This window comes from Streptomyces sp. NPDC052687 (assembly GCF_040678395.1).
Classification (GTDB): domain Bacteria; phylum Actinomycetota; class Actinomycetes; order Streptomycetales; family Streptomycetaceae; genus Streptomyces.
Genome location: NZ_JBFATR010000056.1, coordinates 24,534 through 43,381 on the forward strand (window position 1 = coordinate 24,534; position 18,848 = coordinate 43,381).

16 protein-coding genes and 1 pseudogene are annotated in these 18,848 nt (G+C 72.2%); 9 read left to right on the forward strand and 8 right to left on the reverse strand.

The annotated features are described in order from the left end of the window. Window positions 1-25: 25 nt before the first annotated feature. Entirely contained in the window at window positions 26-235 is a 210-nt protein-coding gene (locus tag AB0K92_RS29580) for a DUF397 domain-containing protein (protein ID WP_365927913.1), read from the reverse strand. Further along, window positions 217-1,059 (reverse strand): helix-turn-helix transcriptional regulator, encoded by an 843-nt coding sequence (locus AB0K92_RS29585; RefSeq protein ID WP_365927915.1) that lies wholly within the window; start codon window positions 1,057-1,059, stop codon window positions 217-219. Before AB0K92_RS29585 ends, AB0K92_RS29580 begins: the two co-directional genes overlap by 19 nt. A 176-nt stretch (window positions 1,060-1,235) precedes the next feature. On the opposite strand from AB0K92_RS29585, the gene AB0K92_RS29590 reads away from it, so the two are divergent. The 4 genes from AB0K92_RS29590 (at window position 1,236) to AB0K92_RS29605 (ending at window position 3,029) form a co-directional block, all read left to right on the forward strand. Continuing rightward, complete coding sequence (locus AB0K92_RS29590; RefSeq protein ID WP_365927917.1) at window positions 1,236-1,436, forward strand: hypothetical protein; 201 nt, start codon at window positions 1,236-1,238, stop codon at window positions 1,434-1,436. 59 nt (window positions 1,437-1,495) lie between these two features. After that, window positions 1,496-1,693 (forward strand): hypothetical protein, encoded by a 198-nt coding sequence (locus AB0K92_RS29595; RefSeq protein WP_365927939.1) that lies wholly within the window; start codon window positions 1,496-1,498, stop codon window positions 1,691-1,693. A gap of 65 nt (window positions 1,694-1,758) precedes the next feature. Then, window positions 1,759-2,481 carry a hypothetical protein gene (locus AB0K92_RS29600; RefSeq protein WP_365927919.1) on the forward strand — a complete coding sequence of 241 codons (723 nt, stop codon included), beginning with the start codon at window positions 1,759-1,761 and terminating at the stop codon, window positions 2,479-2,481. 32 nt (window positions 2,482-2,513) lie between these two features. Continuing rightward, a complete protein-coding gene (locus AB0K92_RS29605) occupies window positions 2,514-3,029 on the forward strand; it encodes a hypothetical protein (protein WP_365927921.1) in 516 nt (171 codons plus the stop codon). Between the two features lie 51 nt (window positions 3,030-3,080). Here AB0K92_RS29605 and AB0K92_RS29610 read toward each other — a convergent pair whose 3' ends face one another. Continuing rightward, window positions 3,081-3,929 carry a SigB/SigF/SigG family RNA polymerase sigma factor gene (locus tag AB0K92_RS29610; protein WP_365927923.1) on the reverse strand — a complete coding sequence of 283 codons (849 nt, stop codon included), beginning with the start codon at window positions 3,927-3,929 and terminating at the stop codon, window positions 3,081-3,083. A 181-nt stretch (window positions 3,930-4,110) separates the two neighbouring features. On the opposite strand from AB0K92_RS29610, the gene AB0K92_RS29615 reads away from it, so the two are divergent. From AB0K92_RS29615 to AB0K92_RS29630, 4 genes are all read left to right on the forward strand, one after another. Then, on the forward strand, window positions 4,111-4,281 hold the full coding sequence (locus tag AB0K92_RS29615; RefSeq protein WP_166005308.1) for a hydrophobic protein: 171 nt from the start codon (window positions 4,111-4,113) through the stop codon (window positions 4,279-4,281). 164 nt (window positions 4,282-4,445) lie between these two features. Continuing rightward, a complete protein-coding gene (locus AB0K92_RS29620) occupies window positions 4,446-5,249 on the forward strand; it encodes an alpha/beta hydrolase (protein ID WP_365927925.1) in 804 nt (267 codons plus the stop codon). Continuing rightward, window positions 5,249-6,550 carry a SpoIIE family protein phosphatase gene (locus AB0K92_RS29625; protein ID WP_365927941.1) on the forward strand — a complete coding sequence of 434 codons (1,302 nt, stop codon included), beginning with the start codon at window positions 5,249-5,251 and terminating at the stop codon, window positions 6,548-6,550. The genes AB0K92_RS29620 and AB0K92_RS29625 overlap by 1 nt, the downstream gene beginning before the upstream one ends. Continuing rightward, window positions 6,547-6,891 (forward strand): STAS domain-containing protein, encoded by a 345-nt coding sequence (locus AB0K92_RS29630; RefSeq protein WP_365927927.1) that lies wholly within the window; start codon window positions 6,547-6,549, stop codon window positions 6,889-6,891. Before AB0K92_RS29625 ends, AB0K92_RS29630 begins: the two co-directional genes overlap by 4 nt. 47 nt (window positions 6,892-6,938) lie before the next feature. Here AB0K92_RS29630 and AB0K92_RS29635 read toward each other — a convergent pair. Further along, a pseudogene (locus tag AB0K92_RS29635) lies at window positions 6,939-7,427 on the reverse strand (family 1 glycosylhydrolase); the annotation flags it as partial. Window positions 7,428-7,625: 198 nt separating this feature from the next. On the opposite strand from AB0K92_RS29635, the gene AB0K92_RS29640 reads away from it, so the two are divergent. Further along, entirely contained in the window at window positions 7,626-7,919 is a 294-nt protein-coding gene (locus AB0K92_RS29640) for a hypothetical protein (protein WP_365927929.1), read from the forward strand. Between the two features lie 256 nt (window positions 7,920-8,175). Here AB0K92_RS29640 and AB0K92_RS29645 read toward each other — a convergent pair whose 3' ends face one another. Genes AB0K92_RS29645 through AB0K92_RS29660 form a run of 4 tightly spaced genes read right to left on the reverse strand, consistent with a single transcriptional unit; the run spans window position 8,176 to window position 18,839 of the window. Next, window positions 8,176-9,636, reverse strand: a complete 1,461-nt coding sequence (locus AB0K92_RS29645) for an MFS transporter (protein WP_365927931.1) — start codon at window positions 9,634-9,636, stop codon at window positions 8,176-8,178. Next, window positions 9,633-10,769: an alpha/beta fold hydrolase gene (locus AB0K92_RS29650; protein ID WP_365927933.1), complete on the reverse strand. Its 1,137-nt coding sequence runs from the start codon at window positions 10,767-10,769 to the stop codon at window positions 9,633-9,635. The genes AB0K92_RS29645 and AB0K92_RS29650 overlap by 4 nt, the downstream gene beginning before the upstream one ends. After that, window positions 10,766-13,144, reverse strand: coding sequence for a thioester reductase domain-containing protein (locus tag AB0K92_RS29655; protein ID WP_365927935.1), 2,379 nt, complete (start codon window positions 13,142-13,144; stop codon window positions 10,766-10,768). Before AB0K92_RS29655 ends, AB0K92_RS29650 begins: the two co-directional genes overlap by 4 nt. Continuing rightward, on the reverse strand, window positions 13,137-18,839 hold the full coding sequence (locus AB0K92_RS29660) for an HAD-IIIC family phosphatase (RefSeq protein WP_365927937.1): 5,703 nt from the start codon (window positions 18,837-18,839) through the stop codon (window positions 13,137-13,139). Before AB0K92_RS29660 ends, AB0K92_RS29655 begins: the two co-directional genes overlap by 8 nt. Window positions 18,840-18,848: the final 9 nt, after the last annotated feature.

Genomic DNA, 18,848 nt, shown 5'->3' on the forward strand with positions numbered 1-18,848 from the left:
CGAGGGCTCCGCCGGTCGCACGGGGTCAGGCGCGCAACTCGCCCCGCTGAACGGCCGAGACGAAGGAGTCCCAGCCGGCGGCGGGGAAGACGATCACGGGGCCGTTCATCTGCTTGCTGTCGCGGACCGGGACGACGGCGTCGAAGTCGCCGCAGACCTCAAGGCAGGCGCCGCCGTCGGAGTTGCTGTAGGAACTCTTGCGCCAGGTCGCGGCGTTCAAGGCGAGGTGTCGCACGGTACTTCCTCCAACATGCGCAGGATGAACTTCCGCGACTCGGCGGGGGACATGGCCATGTCGCGTACCGCATCGTAGGCACGTTGAAGGCGCTCGACGGAGCCGTGTTCCTCGATCAGTTCGCCACGGTGTGCGTTCTCGGTGTAAGCCACCGTATGTCCGGCGGGCTGTCGCAGGAACCATACGTCCGTGCTGTCCAGCCCATAGAGGCCGGCGCTGAACGGCAACACGTGAAGGGTCACGTTTTCCCAGTCCGCCACCTCCAGCAGGTACTCCAACTGCTCGCGCCAGGCGGGTGGGTGCCGCAGCGGGGTGCGCAGGACGGCCTCCGACAGGATCGTCCGAAACGGCGGCGCGTCCTCCCCCTCCAGCAGCTCACGTCGCCCCATCCGGGCCTTGACCTGTGCCTCCAGCTCAAGCCCCCTGAAGCCGCCCGCCGCCAGCAGCTCCCCCGCGTACTCCGGCGTCTGCAGCAGGCCCGGCACCACGCTCACCGCGAAGTGCCACAGGCTGACCGCCTCGGCTTCCAGCGCCATGTACTCCCGGTACTGCTCACGGAACTGCGTCTTGTCCGCCCGCGCCAGTTCCCACAGCGCCAGCAACAGGCCCGGCGTCCCGTAGTACTGGTCCAACGCCTGGACGACCTCGGGTCCGCCCAGCGTCTCGCCCTTCTCCATCTTGCCGAACAGCGACCAGTCCCAGCCCAGCCGCTCCCCGAGCTGCCGCAGGCTCTCCCCGCGCTGGGAGCGCAGGGTGCGCAACTCCTCGGCGAACCGCCTGCGTGGTTCCTGACTGCGGCCGGTGACGAGGCGTCGCTGCGGCAAGGTGACTCCCTCAAGCACTGTGGAAGGTGTGGAACGTGCGCCGGCCTGCGGGGAACCGCACCGCGTCGGCGGCACGTCCCGGACGGGCCGGGAGGCATTGTCGTAACACCTCAACTACGCACGGTAATTCACCGCGCGTGGACCCGCAGGCCGTTCGCCATGGAAGGGCAGAGCCGATGCCGACACCGAAGATCCACGAAGCCACCGCCGCGCGGGACGCGCTGGCCGCCGCCCTGACGTCCGCCGGTATCCAGCTGCCGGCGATGGACGTGCGCACGCACGCCGCCGCCGGGTACGCGCTCATCCACCTCGGTGTCTGCTCGGCTCCGGTGGCCCGCGCGCTCGCCGATGTGATCGCCAAGGGTGCCGCTCGGTGAGCGTGCCGCCTCCCGGTACCGCCGTCCGGGACACCGTCCGTGACCGCGTGGGCGTCGTCATGGGCCACGAGGGACCGTATCTCCAGCTGCGGCCCCTGTCGGGCGGCCGGGAGTGGGACGCGGACCCGGCGCGCGTGCGGCCGCTGACGGCCGAGGAGCTGCTCCGCGCACGGCTCGCCGAGATGAACGCGCGCAGCCGGACCGGCCTGGGCGTCAAGCAGCCGGGGCCGGACGGGACGAGTTCGGGCAAAACCTGATCCTGTGTCAGTCCCGTGCCCTACGCTTCCAGCGCACGAGGCGTGAGGCCCAGGGGGGGTGCGGCATGTCCGGTGGCGAGTCCGACGTCCGGCGAACCAACAGTGCGGCGGCGGGACATCAGGTGTTCCAGGCCGGCGGCAACTTCAACAGTACGGTCACGCACGTCCGCAACGACCGCGGTACGGGCTGGGTGGTCCTGGCGGTGCTGGTCACCGCCGCCGTGGGGGCACTGGGTGTGTACGCCGTCGCGGGCGAGCGCACGGCCGGGGGCTCGGGCGACCGGGCGTCCTCCGCCGGGAGCGGACCGGGCGGGCAGGCCCCGGAGGCCGCCTCGGAGGGCACCTCGGAGGCGGCACCGGACGCGACGCCGGAGGCCGCCCCGGACGCCGCCCCGGAGACGGCACCGGACGCCCCGCCCGGCGAGCAGTGGCGCGGCGCCCTACGGCTCGGCATCGACGGTATGGAGCTGGACGCGAATCCCCCCAGCAAGGGGACGTCCATGCTCGGCAGCGACCTCGCCTTGGGATATCTCGGCACGCTGAACGCCATGACGACCGGCGGTGGCACCGTCGCTCCCTGGCAGGACGCGGGGCGGGAACCGGGCCATGGGGACTGCGCCGAGCTGGCGGACACCGTGGGGTCGTCGATGGCGCCCGTCAGGCAGGGCACCGTGCTGTGCGTGAGGACCGACGAAGGGCGCGTCGCCCGGCTGACGGTCACGGACATCGTGGGCGACATCAGCCCCGCCGCCGAAGTGGACGCCGTCGTCTGGCAGCTCGCGCGATGAGTCACGAGGGATGGGGAGACACAGTGGATCCGATGATCATGTCGGCGGGAACCGCCCTGATCGCGGCGATGGCGACCGACGCCTGGCAGCAGGCGCGCGCCGCCGTGCTCGACCTGTGGCGGCGGCGGCATCCCGAGCGGGTGCCGGCCGTCGAAGGGGAGCTGGCCGAGGTGCGCGAGGAGGTGCTGCGGGCGCGGCGGACTCAGGACGGCCGGACCGAGGAGGGCCTCGCCGAGGAGTGGGATCGACGGCTGCAACGGCTGGTGGCCGGAGATCCCGATCTGACCCGGGAGCTGGAGCGCGTCCGGGACGAGCGGCTGTATCCCCTCTTGCCCGACGCGCGCCGGCCGTCGGGCGGCTCCCACGCGAACATCGGGTACGCCGTGGGCCGGAACAGTCGGGTATTCCAGGCGATCGGCGACATCAACTTCAGCTCTGGCGGACCTGGCGGTCCTGGCGGTCCTGTCGGCGCTGGCGGTCCGGTCGGTCCGGTCGGTCCGGTCGGTCCGGTCGGTCCGGTCGACCCTGTCGGCCCCCTCGGTCCCTGACCGGCCCCCTGCCGCTCCCCGCCGACCGGGGGGAGCGGCAGCAGCCGGTGGTCACGCCTCGGTGGTCGACATGCCCGCGCGCAGGCGGCCCAGGAGGCGCCTGATCAGGCGCGAGACCTGCATCTGGGAAATGCCGAGACGGGCGCCGATCTCGGCCTGGGACAGCTCCTCCACGAAGCGCCAGTGGATGATCTTCCGGTCGCGCTCTTCCAGCCCGGCGATCAGCGGGGCGAGCGCGTGGAAGTCCTCGACCAGTTCGAGGGCGGCGTCCTCGTTGCCGATGAAGTCCTGCAGCACGGCCTCGCCGTCCTCGCTGCCGCTGATCGCCGCGTCCAGGGAGGCCGAGTTGTAGCCGTTGGAGGCCAGCTGGGCCTCGACCACCTCGTGCTCGGGGAGGCACATCAGCTCGGACAGTTCCTTGGTGGTCGGCTTACGGCCCAGCCGGCTGCGCAGTTCCTCGTTGGCGCGGGCGAGCTGGACGCGCGCTTCCTGCAGCCGGCGCGGCACGTGCACGGCCCAGGTGGTGTCACGGAAGAACCGCTTGATCTCCCCGACGATGTAGGGAACGGCGAACGAGGTGAACTCGGCTCCGCGGGACAGCTCGAACCGGTCGATCGCCTTGATGAGGCCGATCATGCCGACTTGGACGATGTCCTCCATCTCGTCCGCGCCGCGGCTGCGGAACCGGCCGGCCGCGTAACGGACGAGGGACATGTTCATCTCGATCAGCGTGTTGCGCGCGTACTGGTACTCCGGCGTGCCCTCCTCCAGCACCGTCAGCTGGTCGAAGAACACCTTCGACAGTTCCCGGGCGTCCTGCGGCGCGACCGTGGCCGGGTCCGCGATCTCCGGAACGTCCACCGTCCGCTCGGCAGTCCGCTCGGTCGTCGTCGCGGTCATGAGATAACCCCTCCCAGTCGCTCAGTGTCACCGGCGCCCCTCCGGCGCCCGGCAGACCGCGCATACCCCGGACGGCGGCCGGCATTCCTCCCGTGTGCGGCTTTACCTGCAGAAACAAGGTCCCGTTCGGCGCATGAGCAGGGAATCGCAGGGCACACGCTCCGCCAGGAGGTCGATGACTATGGTTCCCCTGCTTCTCGTTCTGCTTCTGGCCGTGCTCCTCTTCGGCGCCGGCTTCGCCGTCAAGATCCTCTGGTGGGTCGCCATCGCCGTCCTGGTGCTGTGGCTCCTCGGCTTCGTCATGCGCTCCACCAGCGCCGACGGGGGACGCGGCCGCTGGTACCGATGGTGATCTGACCCACAGTTCCGATCCTCGGAACGCGGTTTCCCTGCGTGGGCCCCGCCGGTACGGCCGGGCCCCGCAGGCATGTCCGAACGCCTCGACGGCCGCTCCGCGCACGACCTCCCTCCCTTGCCGGCGGCCGGTAAGCGCCGCTCACCTGCGACACTGGCGTTATGGATATCGTCCGCAGGAACAACGTCACCGTCACCGGCAACCCGCAGGGGCGCACGGTGGTGCTGGCCCACGGGTTCGGCTGTGACCAGAACATGTGGCGGCTGACCGTCCCTGCGCTGGCCCCGGACCACCGGGTCGTGCTGTTCGACTACGTCGGCTCGGGCCGCTCCGACTCGTCCGCGTTCTCGGAGGACCGGTACTCGTCCCTGGACGGATACGCCAGGGACGTGGTCGAGGTGTGCGAGGCCCTGGACCTGCGCGACGCGGTGTTCGTGGGTCACTCGGTCAGCGCGATGATCGGGGTGCTGGCCGCCGGCCTGGCTCCGGAGCGGATCGGCGCGCTGGTGATGGTCGCGCCGTCCCCGCGGTACGTCGACGAGGACGGCTACCGGGGCGGCTTCAGCGCCGAGGACATCGACGAGCTGCTGGAGTCGCTGGAGGCGAACTACCTCGGCTGGTCGGGCGCGATGGCACCGCTGATCATGGGCAATCCCGACCGGCCGGAACTCGGCGAGGAGCTGAAGAACAGCTTCTGCGCCACCGACCCGGACATGGCGCGCGTCTTCGCGCGGACCACCTTCCTGTCGGACTCGCGGGACGACCTGAAGACCGTACGGGTCCCGACGCTGATCCTGGAGTGCTCCCAGGACGCCATCGCCCCCCGCGAGGTCGGTGCCTTCGTCCACCAGGCGATCGACGGCTCCACGCTGGTCACGCTCGACGCCACCGGGCACTGCCCGCACCTGTCCGCGCCCGAGGCCACCAATCAGGCGATCACGGAGTGGCTGGCGACCCTGCGATGATGTGCCGCGAGCAGCAGCCCGACCCGCAGGACGCCGACGACGAGAAGGACTCCTACGCGGCGTTCGCGACCTTGCTGGAGGACAGCGCCGAGGATCTGTACGAGTCCGCGCCGTGCGGCTACCTGTCCACGCTGATGGACGGCACCATAGCGAAGATCAACGCCACGCTGCTGGACTGGCTGGGCATGGACCGCGAGGCGGTGGTGGGCCGGATGCGGTTCACCGACCTGCTGACCGTGGGCGGCAAGCTCTACCACGAGACCCACTTCGCGCCCCTGCTGCGGATGCAGGGCGAGATCAGCGGCATCGCCCTGGAGCTCAAGCAGGCCGACGGCGGGCGCATACCGGTGCTGGTCTCCGCGACGATCAAGCACGGCAGCACGGGCGAGCCGCTGCTGATCCGCACCACCCTCTTCGACGCCCGGGACCGCCGCGCCTACGAGGAGGAACTGCTGCGCCGCCGGCAGGCGGCCGAGGAAGCCCGCCGGCAGGCGGAGGCCGACCGCGCCCGGCTGCAGGACGCGCTCGCCGTCCTGCAGCAGTCGCTGCTGCCCGACAGCCTGCCGGCCGTTCCCGGCGTGGAGACGGCCGCCTACTACCACACCGCCTCCCCGGACCGGCTCGGCGGCGACTTCTACGACGTCTTCCCCGTCGACGGCAAACGCTTCGGGTTCTTCCTCGGCGACGTGTGCGGAAAGGGCCCGCAGGCCGCGGCGCTCACCTCGCTGACCCGGTACACCCTGCGCGCCGCCGCCCTGCACGACGCCGACCCCGTCTCCGCCCTGACCACCCTGAACAAGGTGCTGCACGAGCGGTACGCCGCCGGCGGCGATCCGCGCTACTGCACCGCCATCTTCGGCACGCTCGAAGCCGACCCCGCGACCGGGCAGGTCACCGTCCGGCTCGCCTCGGGCGGCCACCCGCCCGCGCTCCTCCTGCGCGGCGACGGCACGGCCGACTACGTGCCCACCCCCGGCGGCCTCCTCGTCGGGGTCCTGCCCGAGGCCCGCTTCACCGCCGCCCGCACCGTCCTCCAGCCCGGGGACACCCTCCTGCTCTACACCGACGGCCTCACCGAGGCCCGTACCGGCAAGGACCGCTCCACCCTGTACGGGGACGACGGTCTGCTCACCTTCGCCACCGGCCACGCCGACACCTCCCCCCACGCCGTCGTCCAGGCTCTGACCGAGGTGCTGAACAGGTTCGGCGACGGACTGGACGACGACACCGCCCTGCTGGCCCTCGGCGCCCCCGCCGACCTCCCCGCCCGTCCCCGCCCCGCGACAAGAACTGCCACATGAGCACACTGAAGATCACCACCCGAGACACCCGGACCGGTCCCGTCCTGGAGATCATCGGCGACCTGGACTACAGCAACGCCCCCGAGCTGCGCGCCCGGCTCACCACGCTCGACCTCCAACCGGGCCAGCGCCTCGTCCTGGACCTGGCCGGCCTGGAGTTCTGCGACTCCAGCGGCATCACCGCCCTGATCGCCGCCCGCAACCACGCCGACGCCGCCCAGGCCGACATCGCGCTCGCCGCCGTTCCGCACCACACGCTGCGCGTGCTGCACATCGTCGGCCTGGACCAGATCTTCCCCCTGTATCCCGACAGCGAGACCGCCACCGCCGGCCGCTCCTGACCACATGACCGGCGGGCGTCAGGGTGCCGCCGGTCGCGTACGACGGCTCAGCCGCCGCCGGTGACGGTGGCGACGAAGTCCCGGTACCAGCGGTAGCTGTCCTTGGGGATACGCCGCTGGGTGGCGTAGTCCACGTACACGAGACCGAACCGCTTCCGGTACCCGTACGCCCACTCGAAGTTGTCGAGGAGCGACCAGACGTAGTAGCCGCGTACGTCGACACCGTCGGCAATCGCGGCTGCCACGGCCCGGAGGTGGCCGTCCAGGTAGGAGATCCGGTCGGGGTCGTGGACGGCTCCGTCGGGCGCCGGTACGTCGTCCTAGGCGCAGCCGTTCTCCGTGATGTGGACCGGCGGCAGCGCGTCCCCGTAGCGCTCGCGCAGGCCGGTGAGCGGGTCGCGCAGGGTGTGCGGGACGACCGGCCAGCCCATGGCCGTGTGCCTGGCCTCGGGGATGCCCACCCCCTCGAAGCGGTTGTCGTCGGCCGTGCGCGAGCGCGGGCCGGGGTCCCGGTAGGGCGCGTTCCGGACGATCAGCCGATGACAAATGAGGCCGCCCGGACACCAGCACACCCGACCAAATCCGCTCGTGCCCAGCATGTCCCACTCTCACAAATAAGTGACCGGTTGGGGGTGCTGTGAGTGCTCATATCTCATTCCTCCCCTGTGTGCCCGGAGCCCACATCCACCGCGGCCGGGTGGTTGCCGGCAATCCGTGACGAGATCACGCTCAGCATGACGCGCGGCAAGGTCGTCCGAACCGCGAAGAAGCTGGGGCTGCGCCCCGACCTGGGCTTGGCGCTCCCCACAGCAACCACCGGCCTGTGTGCCTTCGGGGAAGAGGCCGACACGATCACCTCGCGGCGCCCTCAATCGGCACCCGCGCGTGGCGTCAATGCGTGGTACGGCCGCTTCAACGGTGCAGACTGTGGCCGTCGAAGACAAAACGGTCCGCGTCTGGCGAGCATTCCGTCCTTGAACTGGACGACCTCGTTGACGTCCTGGACGCGCTTCCTCCCGAACTGGTGAAGGCTGTCCTCGCTGAGAGCCAGCAGGTCAAATGCGTGGCGAGCGCAGTCACCGACATGCCAGTAGAGGTCTCAGCGCACTGACCATCCTTATCCTCGCCACCATCCGCCAGTGCCGCCCCGACGGAGTGATCGCCCTTCCTGGCCGACCCGAACTGGAAGATAGCCTGCGCCTATTCGCCCTCGCTGTTGCGCTCGACTTGGTATACGTCGTGGACCGAGTTCGAGGAGCAAAGGCGTCGTCGGAGCGCGGTCTGTCAGAGGTCGTCGGCGTCCGCCGTGTCGGTCGGCGGGCGGGCAGGCCGGCGGTCGCGGCACATCAGGACGACCGCGGCCGCCGCGACGACCGCCGCGAGGGCGGTGGAGCCGATGGTGATCGCGGCGAATCCCTCGGGGTCGCCGTGCGTGGTGTTGCCGACGAAGCTGGCGAACAGGGAGCCGAACAGGGACACGCCCACGGCCTCGCTGCCGAGCCGGACGGTGTTGATCCACCCGGCGGCCATGCCCGCCTCGGTCTCCGGCAGCTGCGCCAGCGCCTCGCCGTCGACGAGGCCGGCCTGGAGGCCGAAGCCGATACCGACGACCGCCATGGGAAGCGCCATCCAGGCCAGACCCTGCGGTGCGAGCGCGCCCGTCACCACCAGGCCCGCGACCAGCAGGGCCATGCTCCAGACCATGATGCGGTCGACGGCCGTCCCCTTGGCCACCAGCCGCCCGGCGATCAGCGGGGCGACGAGGACGGGCAGGGTGAGGAACATCAGGAACGCGCCGCTGGCGCCCGGTGAGGAGCCGTAGGCCCCCTGGAAGAACACCGGCAGGTAGGCGACGGCGTTGGTGAAGGTGAACGACGACACCGCGACGACCAGCGTCATGCTGGAGAACCGCCGGTTGCGCAGGGTCCGCAGGCTCAGCAGAGGGCTCGGCACGGTGTTCTCGACGCGGCCGAAGAGCCCGTAGCAGCCGAGTCCGGCGGCCGTGCACAGCAGGAACGGCAGCGAGCCCCAGCCCGCCTCCGAGCCGAGCACCATGCCGCCGAGCAGCAGCGTCGTCGCCAGGCAGAAGAGAAGCCCGCCGGCGGCGTCGATCCGTACCGCGCGCCGCCGTTCGTGCGCGGTCGCGCGGCGGATCAGGGGCATGCCGGCGCAGGCGATGAGCAGAAAGCCAAGCTGGAAGCCGTAGACGAGGCGCCAGCCGAAGGCCTCGGTGAGCAGGCCGCACAGGGTCGGGCCGAAGGCGAGGGACAGGCCCGCCACCGAACCCAGCAGCGCGAACGCGCGGGTGCGGTGCGCGCCGGTGAAGACCGACGACAAGATCGCCGTGCCCACCGAGAACACGGCGCCCGCCCCGGCCCCCGCCAGCAGCCGGGCCGAGTCCAGCATCAGGTAGTTCACCGCGACGAGGCTGACGGCCGAGCCGATGCCGAAGACGACCAGTCCGGCCGTGAGGGATCGCCACCGGCCGACGACGTCGGCGACGGAACCCCAGACGAGCGTCGAGCAGGCGAAGGTGAGGGTGAACCCGTTGAGCGCCCACTGCTCCCCCAGCGACGACGGGCCCAGGTCGCCCGCGATGGCGCCCAGGGACACGGCCGTCCCGGACACCGACAGCGGGACTGTGAACACCGCGACGACGATGACGGGCAGCACCAGGCCGAGACCCGGCGGAGCATCGCCCCGCCGGGTGCCGGCCGCCGCCGACGGAGTGGTGTCCGAGGTCATCGGACCCCTGCGCCCGGTGCGGCGACGGGACGGGCGGCCGCGGGGCGGTCACCGGTCGCCCGGCACTCGTCGAGGAAGTCCACGATGTGCCCGAACACGTCGAGGGCGGCGCTGCGGCCGATGAACGCGTCGAGGTGGCCGTAGCCGGGCACCTCGACATAGCGGACGTCCAACTGCGGGTGGCGGCTGGTGAGGATCTCGTGGCACAGCTTGTTGGAGTCGTACCAGAAGCGGTTGTCGTCACCCGACAGCAGCATCAGCGGGGCCTCGAAACGGTCCGCGTTGTCCAGCGCGTTCTTCGGCAGCGCGGCGTAGCGGCCGTCGCTGTCGTCGTACCGCATCATGGTGTGCGCCAGTTCGATGCTGCGCAGGTGCGGCAGGATCCACATCGGCACGGTGCCGTACAGGTCGGCCAGGCGGTCATGGGTGCGCTTGTCGAGGTTGTCGTGGACGAACAGCGAACCGCCGACGCCCCAGGAGTCGTTGTGCAGTATCTGGCAGTTGGGGTCCTTGCACTCGGCGCCCAGCGAGACCTCCGCGAAGATCAGGGAGTGCTTCGACCACAGTCCCACCTTCTTGATGTCGGTGGGGATGTTGACGAAGCGGGAGCGCAGCAGCTCCCCGCCGAAGTGCAGGCGCGCCCGGGTTTTCCAGGACATCTTCGGGGTGAGGAACACGCCCTGGGCGACCACGCCGGCCAGTCCCGGCACCAGACCGGCCGCCATGCTCAGCGAAAGGCACATCGCGCCGATGCAGTGCGCGACCACCAGCAGCGGGCGGCCGTCGGTGCGCTGCCGGATCAGCGAGACCGCTTCGGGAATGTCGTAGAGCGCCACGTCGTCGAAGGAGTAGCGGGTCCGGCCCTCGTTGTACGGCAGCCGGCAGCTGCCGCGCCAGTCGAGCAGCCACGGCTCGTAGCCCGCGTCCAGCAGGACATCGACCAGGTTGCGGGTCTCGGGCAGCAGGAACATGTCCGACGACGCGGTCAGGCCGTGCAGGACCAGGACCGCCGGACGGTCGACGCCGTCGTCGGCCGCCACCCGGGTCAGTCCGAGCCGGGTGCCGTCGGAGGCCGTGAACGGAACGTCCTCGACCCTGGCGGCCAGAGCATGGTGAAGAGGCCTCAGCGTCATCGGATCTGCTCCCTCTGGATCATCAGCTTCCTGAACTTGCGCTGCAGCTTGTCCTTGTCCCGGTCGATGGCGTCCCGCCGCAGGTCGAGCAGCTCGGCCGCGGCGCGCATCGACGGCTCCGCCAGCCCCATGCCGACCTGGACGAAGAACCACGCCAGCCAGGTGAGTTTGGCCAGCCGCTGCTCCTGCGACGACAGCCGGGGGTCGACCCGGATGCCGTCGATCTGGTCGGGCACATAGCTCTTGCCGGGCACCTGGAGCACACCGGCGATGCTCGCCGGTTCGCCCTCCCGGCCGATGGTGACCTCCAGCGTACGGGTCTGCTTCCAGAAGTCGTGCCGGGCGCGGGCCGTCTTCCAGCCCTCCAGCCACCAGCGGCCGCCGTCGCGGTCCTGCAGGGTCAGGCGGTAGCGCAGCAGCGGATGGTCGTTGCTGTGCCGCTGCGGGATGCCCTCGTCGGGGCGGACCCAGATCTCGCCGTCCAGCACGGTCAGCGGCTCCGGGTGCAGGCGCTCGCAGGTGACCTCGCCGCGGACGTCGACCCTGCGGTGCCGTACCACCTGGTACATGCTCGCGATGGACAGGGTGAACGCGAACCGGCAGGCGGTGTCGGGCTGCTCCCCGACCGGTCCGACGTAGCCCTTCATCCGTTCCCGGAACGACAGGTACGGCGGGTCCTCGCGGCTGGGCAGCCGGGCCACCCCGTCCCGGGCCATGCGCTCGAACGCCTTCAGCTGGGCCTCGGCCCCGAAGCGTTCGGGCAGCGGGAGCCGGTGGCGGGCCAGGAACTCCTCGGTGCGGTCCGTGCCGGCCGCGGGGCCGAACATCAGGGCCTCGAAGAGCTTGACGGCGGTCGGGCTGCTCAGGATCCGCACCAGGAAGTCGAGTTCCGGGACCGGATCCTCCTTCTGGCGGCGCATCAGATCCTCGCGCCATTCCTGCCAGCCGGTCGCCCGGACGTTCATGCCGCCCAGCTTCATGTCCTTGACCAGTTCCGGCAGGGTCTCGGCGCGGCCGGTCAGGTTGTAGTTGCGGCCCCAGGCCTGCGGGTCGAACACGATCGCGGCGGCGACCTTGCTGATCCAGTCCACCGGCGCCAGGTTCATGTACCGGAACGCCGGTACGGTGCGGAAGCGGGAGATCGCCCCGATCAAGCCGGTGCTCAGATCGCGTGGGTTGTACACGCCGGTGCGGGTGTGGCCGCCGATCGCACCCGGGCGCAGGAACGTGACGGTCAGTCCGTGCTCCCGGGCCCGCCGCAGCGCGGCCTCCGCCGCCCACTTGGACTTGTCGTAGCCCGCGAACAGCCGGTCGACGTGCGCGACCGGGTCGTCCTCACCCATGGTGGCGATGCCGACCTCGTTGAAGACGGCGACGGACGAGATGTGGTGCACGGGCTTGGGCCGTCCCGTCATCGCCAGCTCGGCCAGGTGCAGCGGGCCGACCACGTTGGTCTGCCGCAGGGAGGGGTAGCCACGCAGGAAGTCCACGGCGGCGGCCACGTTGACGATCGAGTCGACCTCCCGGGCGAGGTTCTGCCAGCGCTCCTCGGACAGGCCGAGCCGTGGCCGGCGGATGTCCGCGGCGAGCACCGTGACCCGGCGCCGCACCTCGAAGGACCACGGCTGGTCGAAGCTCGCCAGGGCCTCGCCCAGGCGCCGTTCGGCGGCCTCGTCGTCGTCGGCGCGCACCAGGCACACCACGTCCGCGTCGCCCCGGCGCAGCAGGTCGAGCAGCAGATGGCTGCCGAGGAAGCCGGTGGCCCCGGTGAGCAGGATGCGGCGCGGCTCGACGCGTTCGGCCTGCCGGCTGAACGGCAGCCGGTCGGCCAGCGCGAGGTCGGAGAGGATCATCTGCAGTTCCTCGTCGTCCACGGGCTCGGCCGCTGCCGTGTCTTCCTGGCCGGCCGACGGGGCCGTCGGCCGGACCGCGGGAAGGGCCTCGACGGGGCCGGCGGACGGCTCGTCCGCCCCCGCCGTCCCGGCCCGGCGCGCCAGGCGGCGGGGCCGGGCGTCCGCGAAGACGTCGTCCAGGCTCATCCGGACGTCCAGCTCCCGCGCCATCAGCGCGACGAGTTCCACCGCGTCGACGGAGGACAGGCCGGCGTCGAAGAGGTCCGTGTCGACGTCGCCCGCGCCGCCCGGCAGGAAGCGGGCGGCCAGGTCGGCGATGGCGGTGGCGAGCTGCTCGGGGCTGCGGGGCCGCGAGGCCCCGCCGGCCGGCTGCGACGCGGCGGGCCCGGCCGCCGACTTGCGGAAGCGGGCAAGCAGATCGGCCGCCTGCGTACGGCCCGCCCCGCGCCGCTCGATCACCTCCTCGTCGGGCCGACGGTTGACACTGCGGTTGCGGCTGATGCCGCTGCCCGCCTCAGACATTGCTGACCTCCGCTGCGGTTTCCGATCCGAGGTCCCAGGAACGGAACTCCCGGAGTTGCGCCGGTGCCACCTCCGTCTCCAGCCGCGGCGCGTCGACCTCGCCGCCGCCCAGGCGGGAGACCAGACGCCGCGCCGGAATGTTGCGTGGCGTGTTGTCGGCGACGAGGCGCACCGTGGTGCACCCGAGTGCGTCCGCCCGGTCGGCGAGCCAGGCCAGCAGCCGGTCTTCCACGCCCCGGCCGAGCACCCGGCAGCTCATCATCCAGGCGACCACCTCCAGCGCGTCGCCGTCCGGGCGGACGGCGAGCACGCCGATCTGCCCGTAGGAGCCGAACCGGTCGCGCGCGGTCGCCGTCCATACCTCGCCGTCCTGCTGTAGTTGCTCCAGTGCGGCAGCGTCCAGCGGGCGGGGCCGGAGGTTGAACTGGTTGGTGCGCCGGCTCAGCTGGATGGTGCGTTGGGCCGTTTCGCCGGACACCGGCTCGATGTCGAGTTCGAGCCGGAGATTCTCCAGGAACTTGGTGAAGCCCAACTGTGCCCGGGCCGCGTCGCGTATCCGCTCCTGCTGGTAGAACTCGGCCCGGGCGGCGTCCTCGGTGGTCGCCGCGCGCGGCACCATGGGCCACAACCGGGTGACGAAGTCGGCTAGTTCACCGGCGTCCGGGCAGGTCAGGCAGAGGACCTCGGGCAGTTGGGCACGCACTCCGGCAATCTCCACCGGGTTGTCGTCGAGGAACAGGAAGCTGTCCAGGCCCAGGCGCAGCTCCTCGGCGATGCGCAGGATCCGGGTCCACTTCGGCTCCCACGCTGCGGAGATGGCCGCGAAGTGCTCGCGGTGCAGCGGGCTGTCCGGCCGGTCGAGGACGCTGTGCACGGTCTCCTCGTCGTTGTTGGAGACCAGCGCGAGCAGCACTCCGGCGGCCCGCCACTGCAGCAGCCGCTGGGCGAGCAGTGCTCGGGGGCCGGTGAGGTCGACGTTCTCGGGGCCGATCTCGCCGGCGATGCCGCCCCACAGCGTCTCGTCGCCGTCGACCACGATGACCTTGGGCGCCTTGCGGCGGATGTTCCACACCACGTCGGCGAGGCGCAGTGCGACGACCGCCTGGAACTCCTCCTGGAACGGCAGATGGGCCATGTCGTCGGTGTGCTGGTCGAAGATGTCCTCGAAGCCGTCGGCGGGGTACTCGCCGGCCCAGGAGTCGGCGGACAGCACGGCGATGCCGGGCTGCTCGGCCAGCTGCCGCGTCACCTGCCGTTCCCACTCGCGCAGCCGCTCGTCCCGCGCCCGCTCGGGGAGGAAGACCACCACGAGCGGGGTGCGGGTGCGCTCGGCCAGGGCGCGCAGCGCGGCCGGGTACTCCTGCGCGAGCTGGTCGAGCAGGTCGCTGTCGGCCGGGGCGAAGCGGGTGAGGTCGCCGGGCCGGAGCAGGACCAGGGCGGCGGCGGTCCCCGGCTGGGCGAGGACGCTGCCCGGGTCGTGCAGGCTGGCCAGCACCTGGTGGTAGGGCGCCTCGGCCACCTCGAAGGGCCCGCCGTCGACGCCTGCGTCCTCCAGGGCGACCTCCACCATGGCCGGGAGGTTGCCGAGGGCGAAGGTGGCCGCGATCGCGATCCGGCCGGCCGGTGCGCCGTCGGCGGCGGGTTCGCCGCGCTGGGTCCGCCGCGCCGTAGCGGTGTCGGTGTCCGGCTCCGAGCCGCTGCCTGACGCGGACGTGTTGTCCGGTGCGGTCCTGGGTCCGGGAAGCGGTACGGCCGCGGTGGCCGTCGCGGCGGTGTCCGCGCGGGACGGGGCGACGGTGGCGTCGGGGTCGTCGGCGAGTTCGGCGGCGAGCGCCAGGACACCGGCCGCGAGGGCGGCGCAGCTGGTCTCGTCGAGGACGTCGGTGTTGTACTCCAGTCCCAGCTTCTCGAGCCCCGGCATCACGGTCACCATCAGGTCCAGGTCGGAGTAGCCAGTGCCCGCGGGCAGGATGCGCAGCCCCTCCGCCGCGCCGGCCTGCGGCGGCATGTAGTTGAAGTACACCTCGACCAGGGGCGCGCCCTTGCGGTACAGCCCCTCCTCGACCAGGGCGGGCATGGCGTCGAAGAAGGTGACGCCCCGTTCCAGCACCCGGCTGAGCCGGTGGTCCGTGCGCCGCAGTACGTCGGTGCCGGTGTCGCCCGCCGCGACCTGGGCGGGGAACGGGATGGGCAGGCCGAAGTAGCCGACGGCGTCGAGCGCGCCCACGTGCATGCGGGTGTCCACCGGTACGGCCAGCACGAACCTGTCGTGTCCGCGGAGGCGGGAGAGGTGCACGGTCAGCGCGCCGAGCCAGAACGCGGCGGGTGTGACCCCGAGGCGGGTGGCCCGGTCCGCGACCCGCCGCGCCAGCTCCGGCGGCAGGTCCGCCAGGTGCATGGCCGACCGGAAGGACCGCTCCGCGGGGCGCGGGCGGGCCAGTTCCAGATCGAGCCGCCGGGCGCCCGTGAAGTCCGCGCGCCAGTCGCCGGTGACCTTCTGCCCGTCGGCCGGGCCGGACGCCTGGGCCCGCAGCAGCAGCTCGATGTCCCGGTTGGTGACGGCGGCGGGCGGTGCCTGACCGCCGAGTTCGGCGCCGAGGCCGTGGGCGACCAGCATCAGCGACGCCAAGTCGGAGACGGCGTGGTGCGCGCCGAAGACGAGCACCTGGTCGCCGGACGGGTAGGCGAGCAGTTCGAACCGCCACAGTGGGGAGCGGGCCACGTCGAAGGGCGGCTCCATCAGCGCGCACAACCGCTCGTCCGCATCCGTGCCGTCCGCCACCGCCGACCAGCGCAGCAGGTCGGCGGCCGGAGTGCGATGGACCTCCAGCCGCTGCCCGCCGTCGGCGTCCGCGACAATCGCGGTGCGCAGCGCGGCGTGCCGCCCGGCGAGCCGGGTGAGCGCCTCGCTGAGGCGGTCCGGCGTGGTCGGCTCGGGGAGCCGTACGGCCAGCCCGATGTGGTGGGTGACGCCGGGGGTACCGTGCTGCTCGGCGCGGAGCAGTCGTACGACGTCCCGGGTGGCGGGATACCGTTCGACCTCCGCGACGACGGCGGTGTCCGTCGAGTCGGCGGCGACCGTGTCCGCGCCCGAGGCGCCGGCGGCGTCGGCCGCTCCGGCGAGGAGGGTGTCGGCGATGGTCTCGATGGTCGCGCCGTTGAACATGGCCGCGACCGGCAGGGCCTGGCCGAAGTCCGCCTCGACGAGGCTGCGGATCTGCATCGCCATCACGGAGTCCAGGCCCTGCCCGACCAGCGGTGCGGCGGTGTCGAGTTCGTCGGTGCCGAAGCCCATCGTGCGGGCGAACCGGTATCGCAGTCGTTCCACGACCGCCTCCCGGGAGGTCGGGGCCACCGGCGCGCCGGCGCGGGCTCCGGCTCCGCGGGCGGCGACCCTGCGGCGCGGTGGGAACAGCCCGGCCAGCAACGGGGGCAGCAGGCCCGGTTCGGTACTGCGCAGGACGGGCAGGTTGAGCGCGGCCGCCACCAGTACGGCGGGTCCGGCCTCCCCTGCGCTCGTGTGCCGGGTCAGCGCGGTGTCCAGGAGGGCCAGCCCCTGCTTGGTGCCGAGGGCGGTGATCCCGCCGCGGCTGATTCGGTCGAGGTCCGCCTCGTCGAGGTGCCCGGTCATTCCGGTGGCCTCGGACCACAGGCCCCAGGCCAGCGACAGACCGGCCCGGCCGGTGCGCTGGCGGTGCTCCATCAGGGCGTCGAGGAACGCGTTGGCGGCGGCATAGCCGCCCTGGCCCGCCCCGCCGAGGACACCCGCGACGGAGGAGAAGACCACGAAGACGGACAGGTCCGTGTCGGCCGTCAGCTCGTGCAGATGCCAGGCGGCGTCGGCCTTGGGCCGCAGCACCGCGTCCAGGGTGTCGGCGTCGACCGACTCGATCACCCCGTCGTGCAGCACTCCCGCGGAGTGCACGACAGCGGTCAGCGGGTGCTCTTCGGGGATCGCCCGCAACGCCTGCGCCAGTTGGTCGCGGTCGGCCACGTCGCAGGCCAGGACGGTGACCCGGGCCCCGGCGGCGGCGAGTTCCTCACTCAGTGCCGCCGCGCCATCGGCGTTGGGTCCGCGCCGGGACAGCAGCAGCAGATGGCGGGCGCCGAGTCGGGCGGCGTGCCGGGCCACCTGGGCGCCCAGCCCGCCCGTCCCGCCGGTGATCAGGACGGTGCCCGTGCCGAGGGCGTCGAGGGCGTCGCCGGCCGGTTCCGTGGTCTGGTGGCGCAGCTTCGGCACGTACATACGGCCGGCGCGGATCGCCAACTCGGGCAGGCCGGAGCGGACGGCGGCCAGCAGGGTCTCCTCGTCGACGCCGCCGAGGTCGTCGGCGCCGTCGGTGTCGGCGTCGATGTCGACGAGGACGATGCGGCCCGGGTTCTCCGCGCGAGCGGCCCGGACCAAGCCCCACACCGAGGCGTGGGCGAGGTCGATCGGCGTGCCCTCCGGCTCAGCGCCGGTCAGCACGGCCCGGCGGGTCACGACCGTCAGCCGTGCCCCGGCGGGGTGGTCCTGCGCCAGCCACTCCTGCACCGCGCGCAGCGTGTCGTGCAGCACGGTCCGCACGCGCGCGGACAGATCACCGGCGCCGGCGCCGGTGGTGACCTTCAGCAGGGTCGGCTCCGACGCGGTCGTGTCGGGCTCGCCGACCGGGGGCCGGTCGTCCTCGGTCCACTCTACGGACAGCAGCATGCGGGCGCTGCTGTCCGGGGTGGTGAGATCCTCGGCGATCACGGGACGCACCAGCAGGGAGTCGACTCGGACGACCGGCGCTCCGGCCGAGTCTGCGGCCTCCACCGTGAACGTGTCCGGACCGCTCGGGCTGACCCGGACCCGTATCTCGTTGGCGCCCCGCCCGTACAGGGTGACGGCGCCGAAGGAGAACGGCAGCCGAGTCCGGACGGGCCCGTTCCCGGTGCCGTCCAGCGCGGCCGCCTGGAGCGCCGCGTCCAGCAGGGCGGGGTGCAGGGCGAACGCCGCCGCGTCCTCCGCCTGCCGCCCGGGCAGCGTGACCTGGGCGAGGATCGCGTCGCCGGACCGCCATACGTCGGACAGTCCCTGGAAGGCCGGGCCGTACTCCAGTCCGGCTTCGGCCAGGGCGTCGTAGTGGGCGACCGCGTCGAGGGCTCGTGCCCCGGCGGGCGGCCAGGCGGGACCGGACAGTTCCCCGGCGAGCCCGGACGGCGCGGCGGGCTCCTCGACGAGGACGCCGCTCGCGTGATGGGTCCACTCCCGCGAGCCGTGCGGCCGCGAGTGGATGTCCACCGGTCGGCCGGTGACATCGGCGGCGCCGACCTGCACCTGAAGGTCGACCTCGCCGTGTTCGGGAAGGGCCAGCGGGGCGTGCAGGGTCAGGTCCCGGACGCCGGTGCAGCCGACCTCGTCACCGGCGCGGAGCGCCAGCTCGACGAAGGCGGTGCCGGGGAGGATGACGGTGCCGAAGACGGCGTGGTCCGCCAGCCATGGGTGGGTGGTCCGGGAGATCCGGCCGGTCACGACGACGTCGTCGCCACCGGCGAGACCCACCGCGGCGCCCAGCAGCGGGTGCCGTACGGTGTCCAGTCCGACGGAGCCCACGTCGGTGCCCGTGACGGGCGGCTGCCAGTAGCGCCGGTGCTGGAAGGCGTAAGTCGGCAGGTCCACCAGCCGACCACCGCCCACCCACGGCGACCAGTCGACATCCACCCCCGCCACGAACACCTC

Bases quoted from the DNA above. Each gene is read 5' to 3' on its own strand.
- AB0K92_RS29590 (WP_365927917.1), top strand. From the start codon at position 1,236: ATGCCGACACCGAAGATCCACGAAGCCACCGCCGCGCGGGACGCGCTG.
- AB0K92_RS29630 (WP_365927927.1), top strand. From the start codon at position 6,547: ATGAGCACACTGAAGATCACCACCCGAGACACCCGGACCGGTCCCGTC.
- AB0K92_RS29600 (WP_365927919.1), top strand. From the start codon at position 1,759: ATGTCCGGTGGCGAGTCCGACGTCCGGCGAACCAACAGTGCGGCGGCG.
- AB0K92_RS29620 (WP_365927925.1), top strand. From the start codon at position 4,446: ATGGATATCGTCCGCAGGAACAACGTCACCGTCACCGGCAACCCGCAG.
- AB0K92_RS29640 (WP_365927929.1), top strand. From the start codon at position 7,626: ATGACGCGCGGCAAGGTCGTCCGAACCGCGAAGAAGCTGGGGCTGCGC.
- AB0K92_RS29625 (WP_365927941.1), top strand. From the start codon at position 5,249: ATGTGCCGCGAGCAGCAGCCCGACCCGCAGGACGCCGACGACGAGAAG.
- AB0K92_RS29645 (WP_365927931.1), bottom strand. From the start codon at position 9,636: ATGACCTCGGACACCACTCCGTCGGCGGCGGCCGGCACCCGGCGGGGC.
- AB0K92_RS29650 (WP_365927933.1), bottom strand. From the start codon at position 10,769: ATGACGCTGAGGCCTCTTCACCATGCTCTGGCCGCCAGGGTCGAGGAC.
- AB0K92_RS29615 (WP_166005308.1), top strand. From the start codon at position 4,111: ATGGTTCCCCTGCTTCTCGTTCTGCTTCTGGCCGTGCTCCTCTTCGGC.
- AB0K92_RS29655 (WP_365927935.1), bottom strand. From the start codon at position 13,144: ATGTCTGAGGCGGGCAGCGGCATCAGCCGCAACCGCAGTGTCAACCGT.
- AB0K92_RS29605 (WP_365927921.1), top strand. From the start codon at position 2,514: ATGATCATGTCGGCGGGAACCGCCCTGATCGCGGCGATGGCGACCGAC.
- AB0K92_RS29610 (WP_365927923.1), bottom strand. From the start codon at position 3,929: ATGACCGCGACGACGACCGAGCGGACTGCCGAGCGGACGGTGGACGTT.
- AB0K92_RS29595 (WP_365927939.1), top strand. From the start codon at position 1,496: ATGGGCCACGAGGGACCGTATCTCCAGCTGCGGCCCCTGTCGGGCGGC.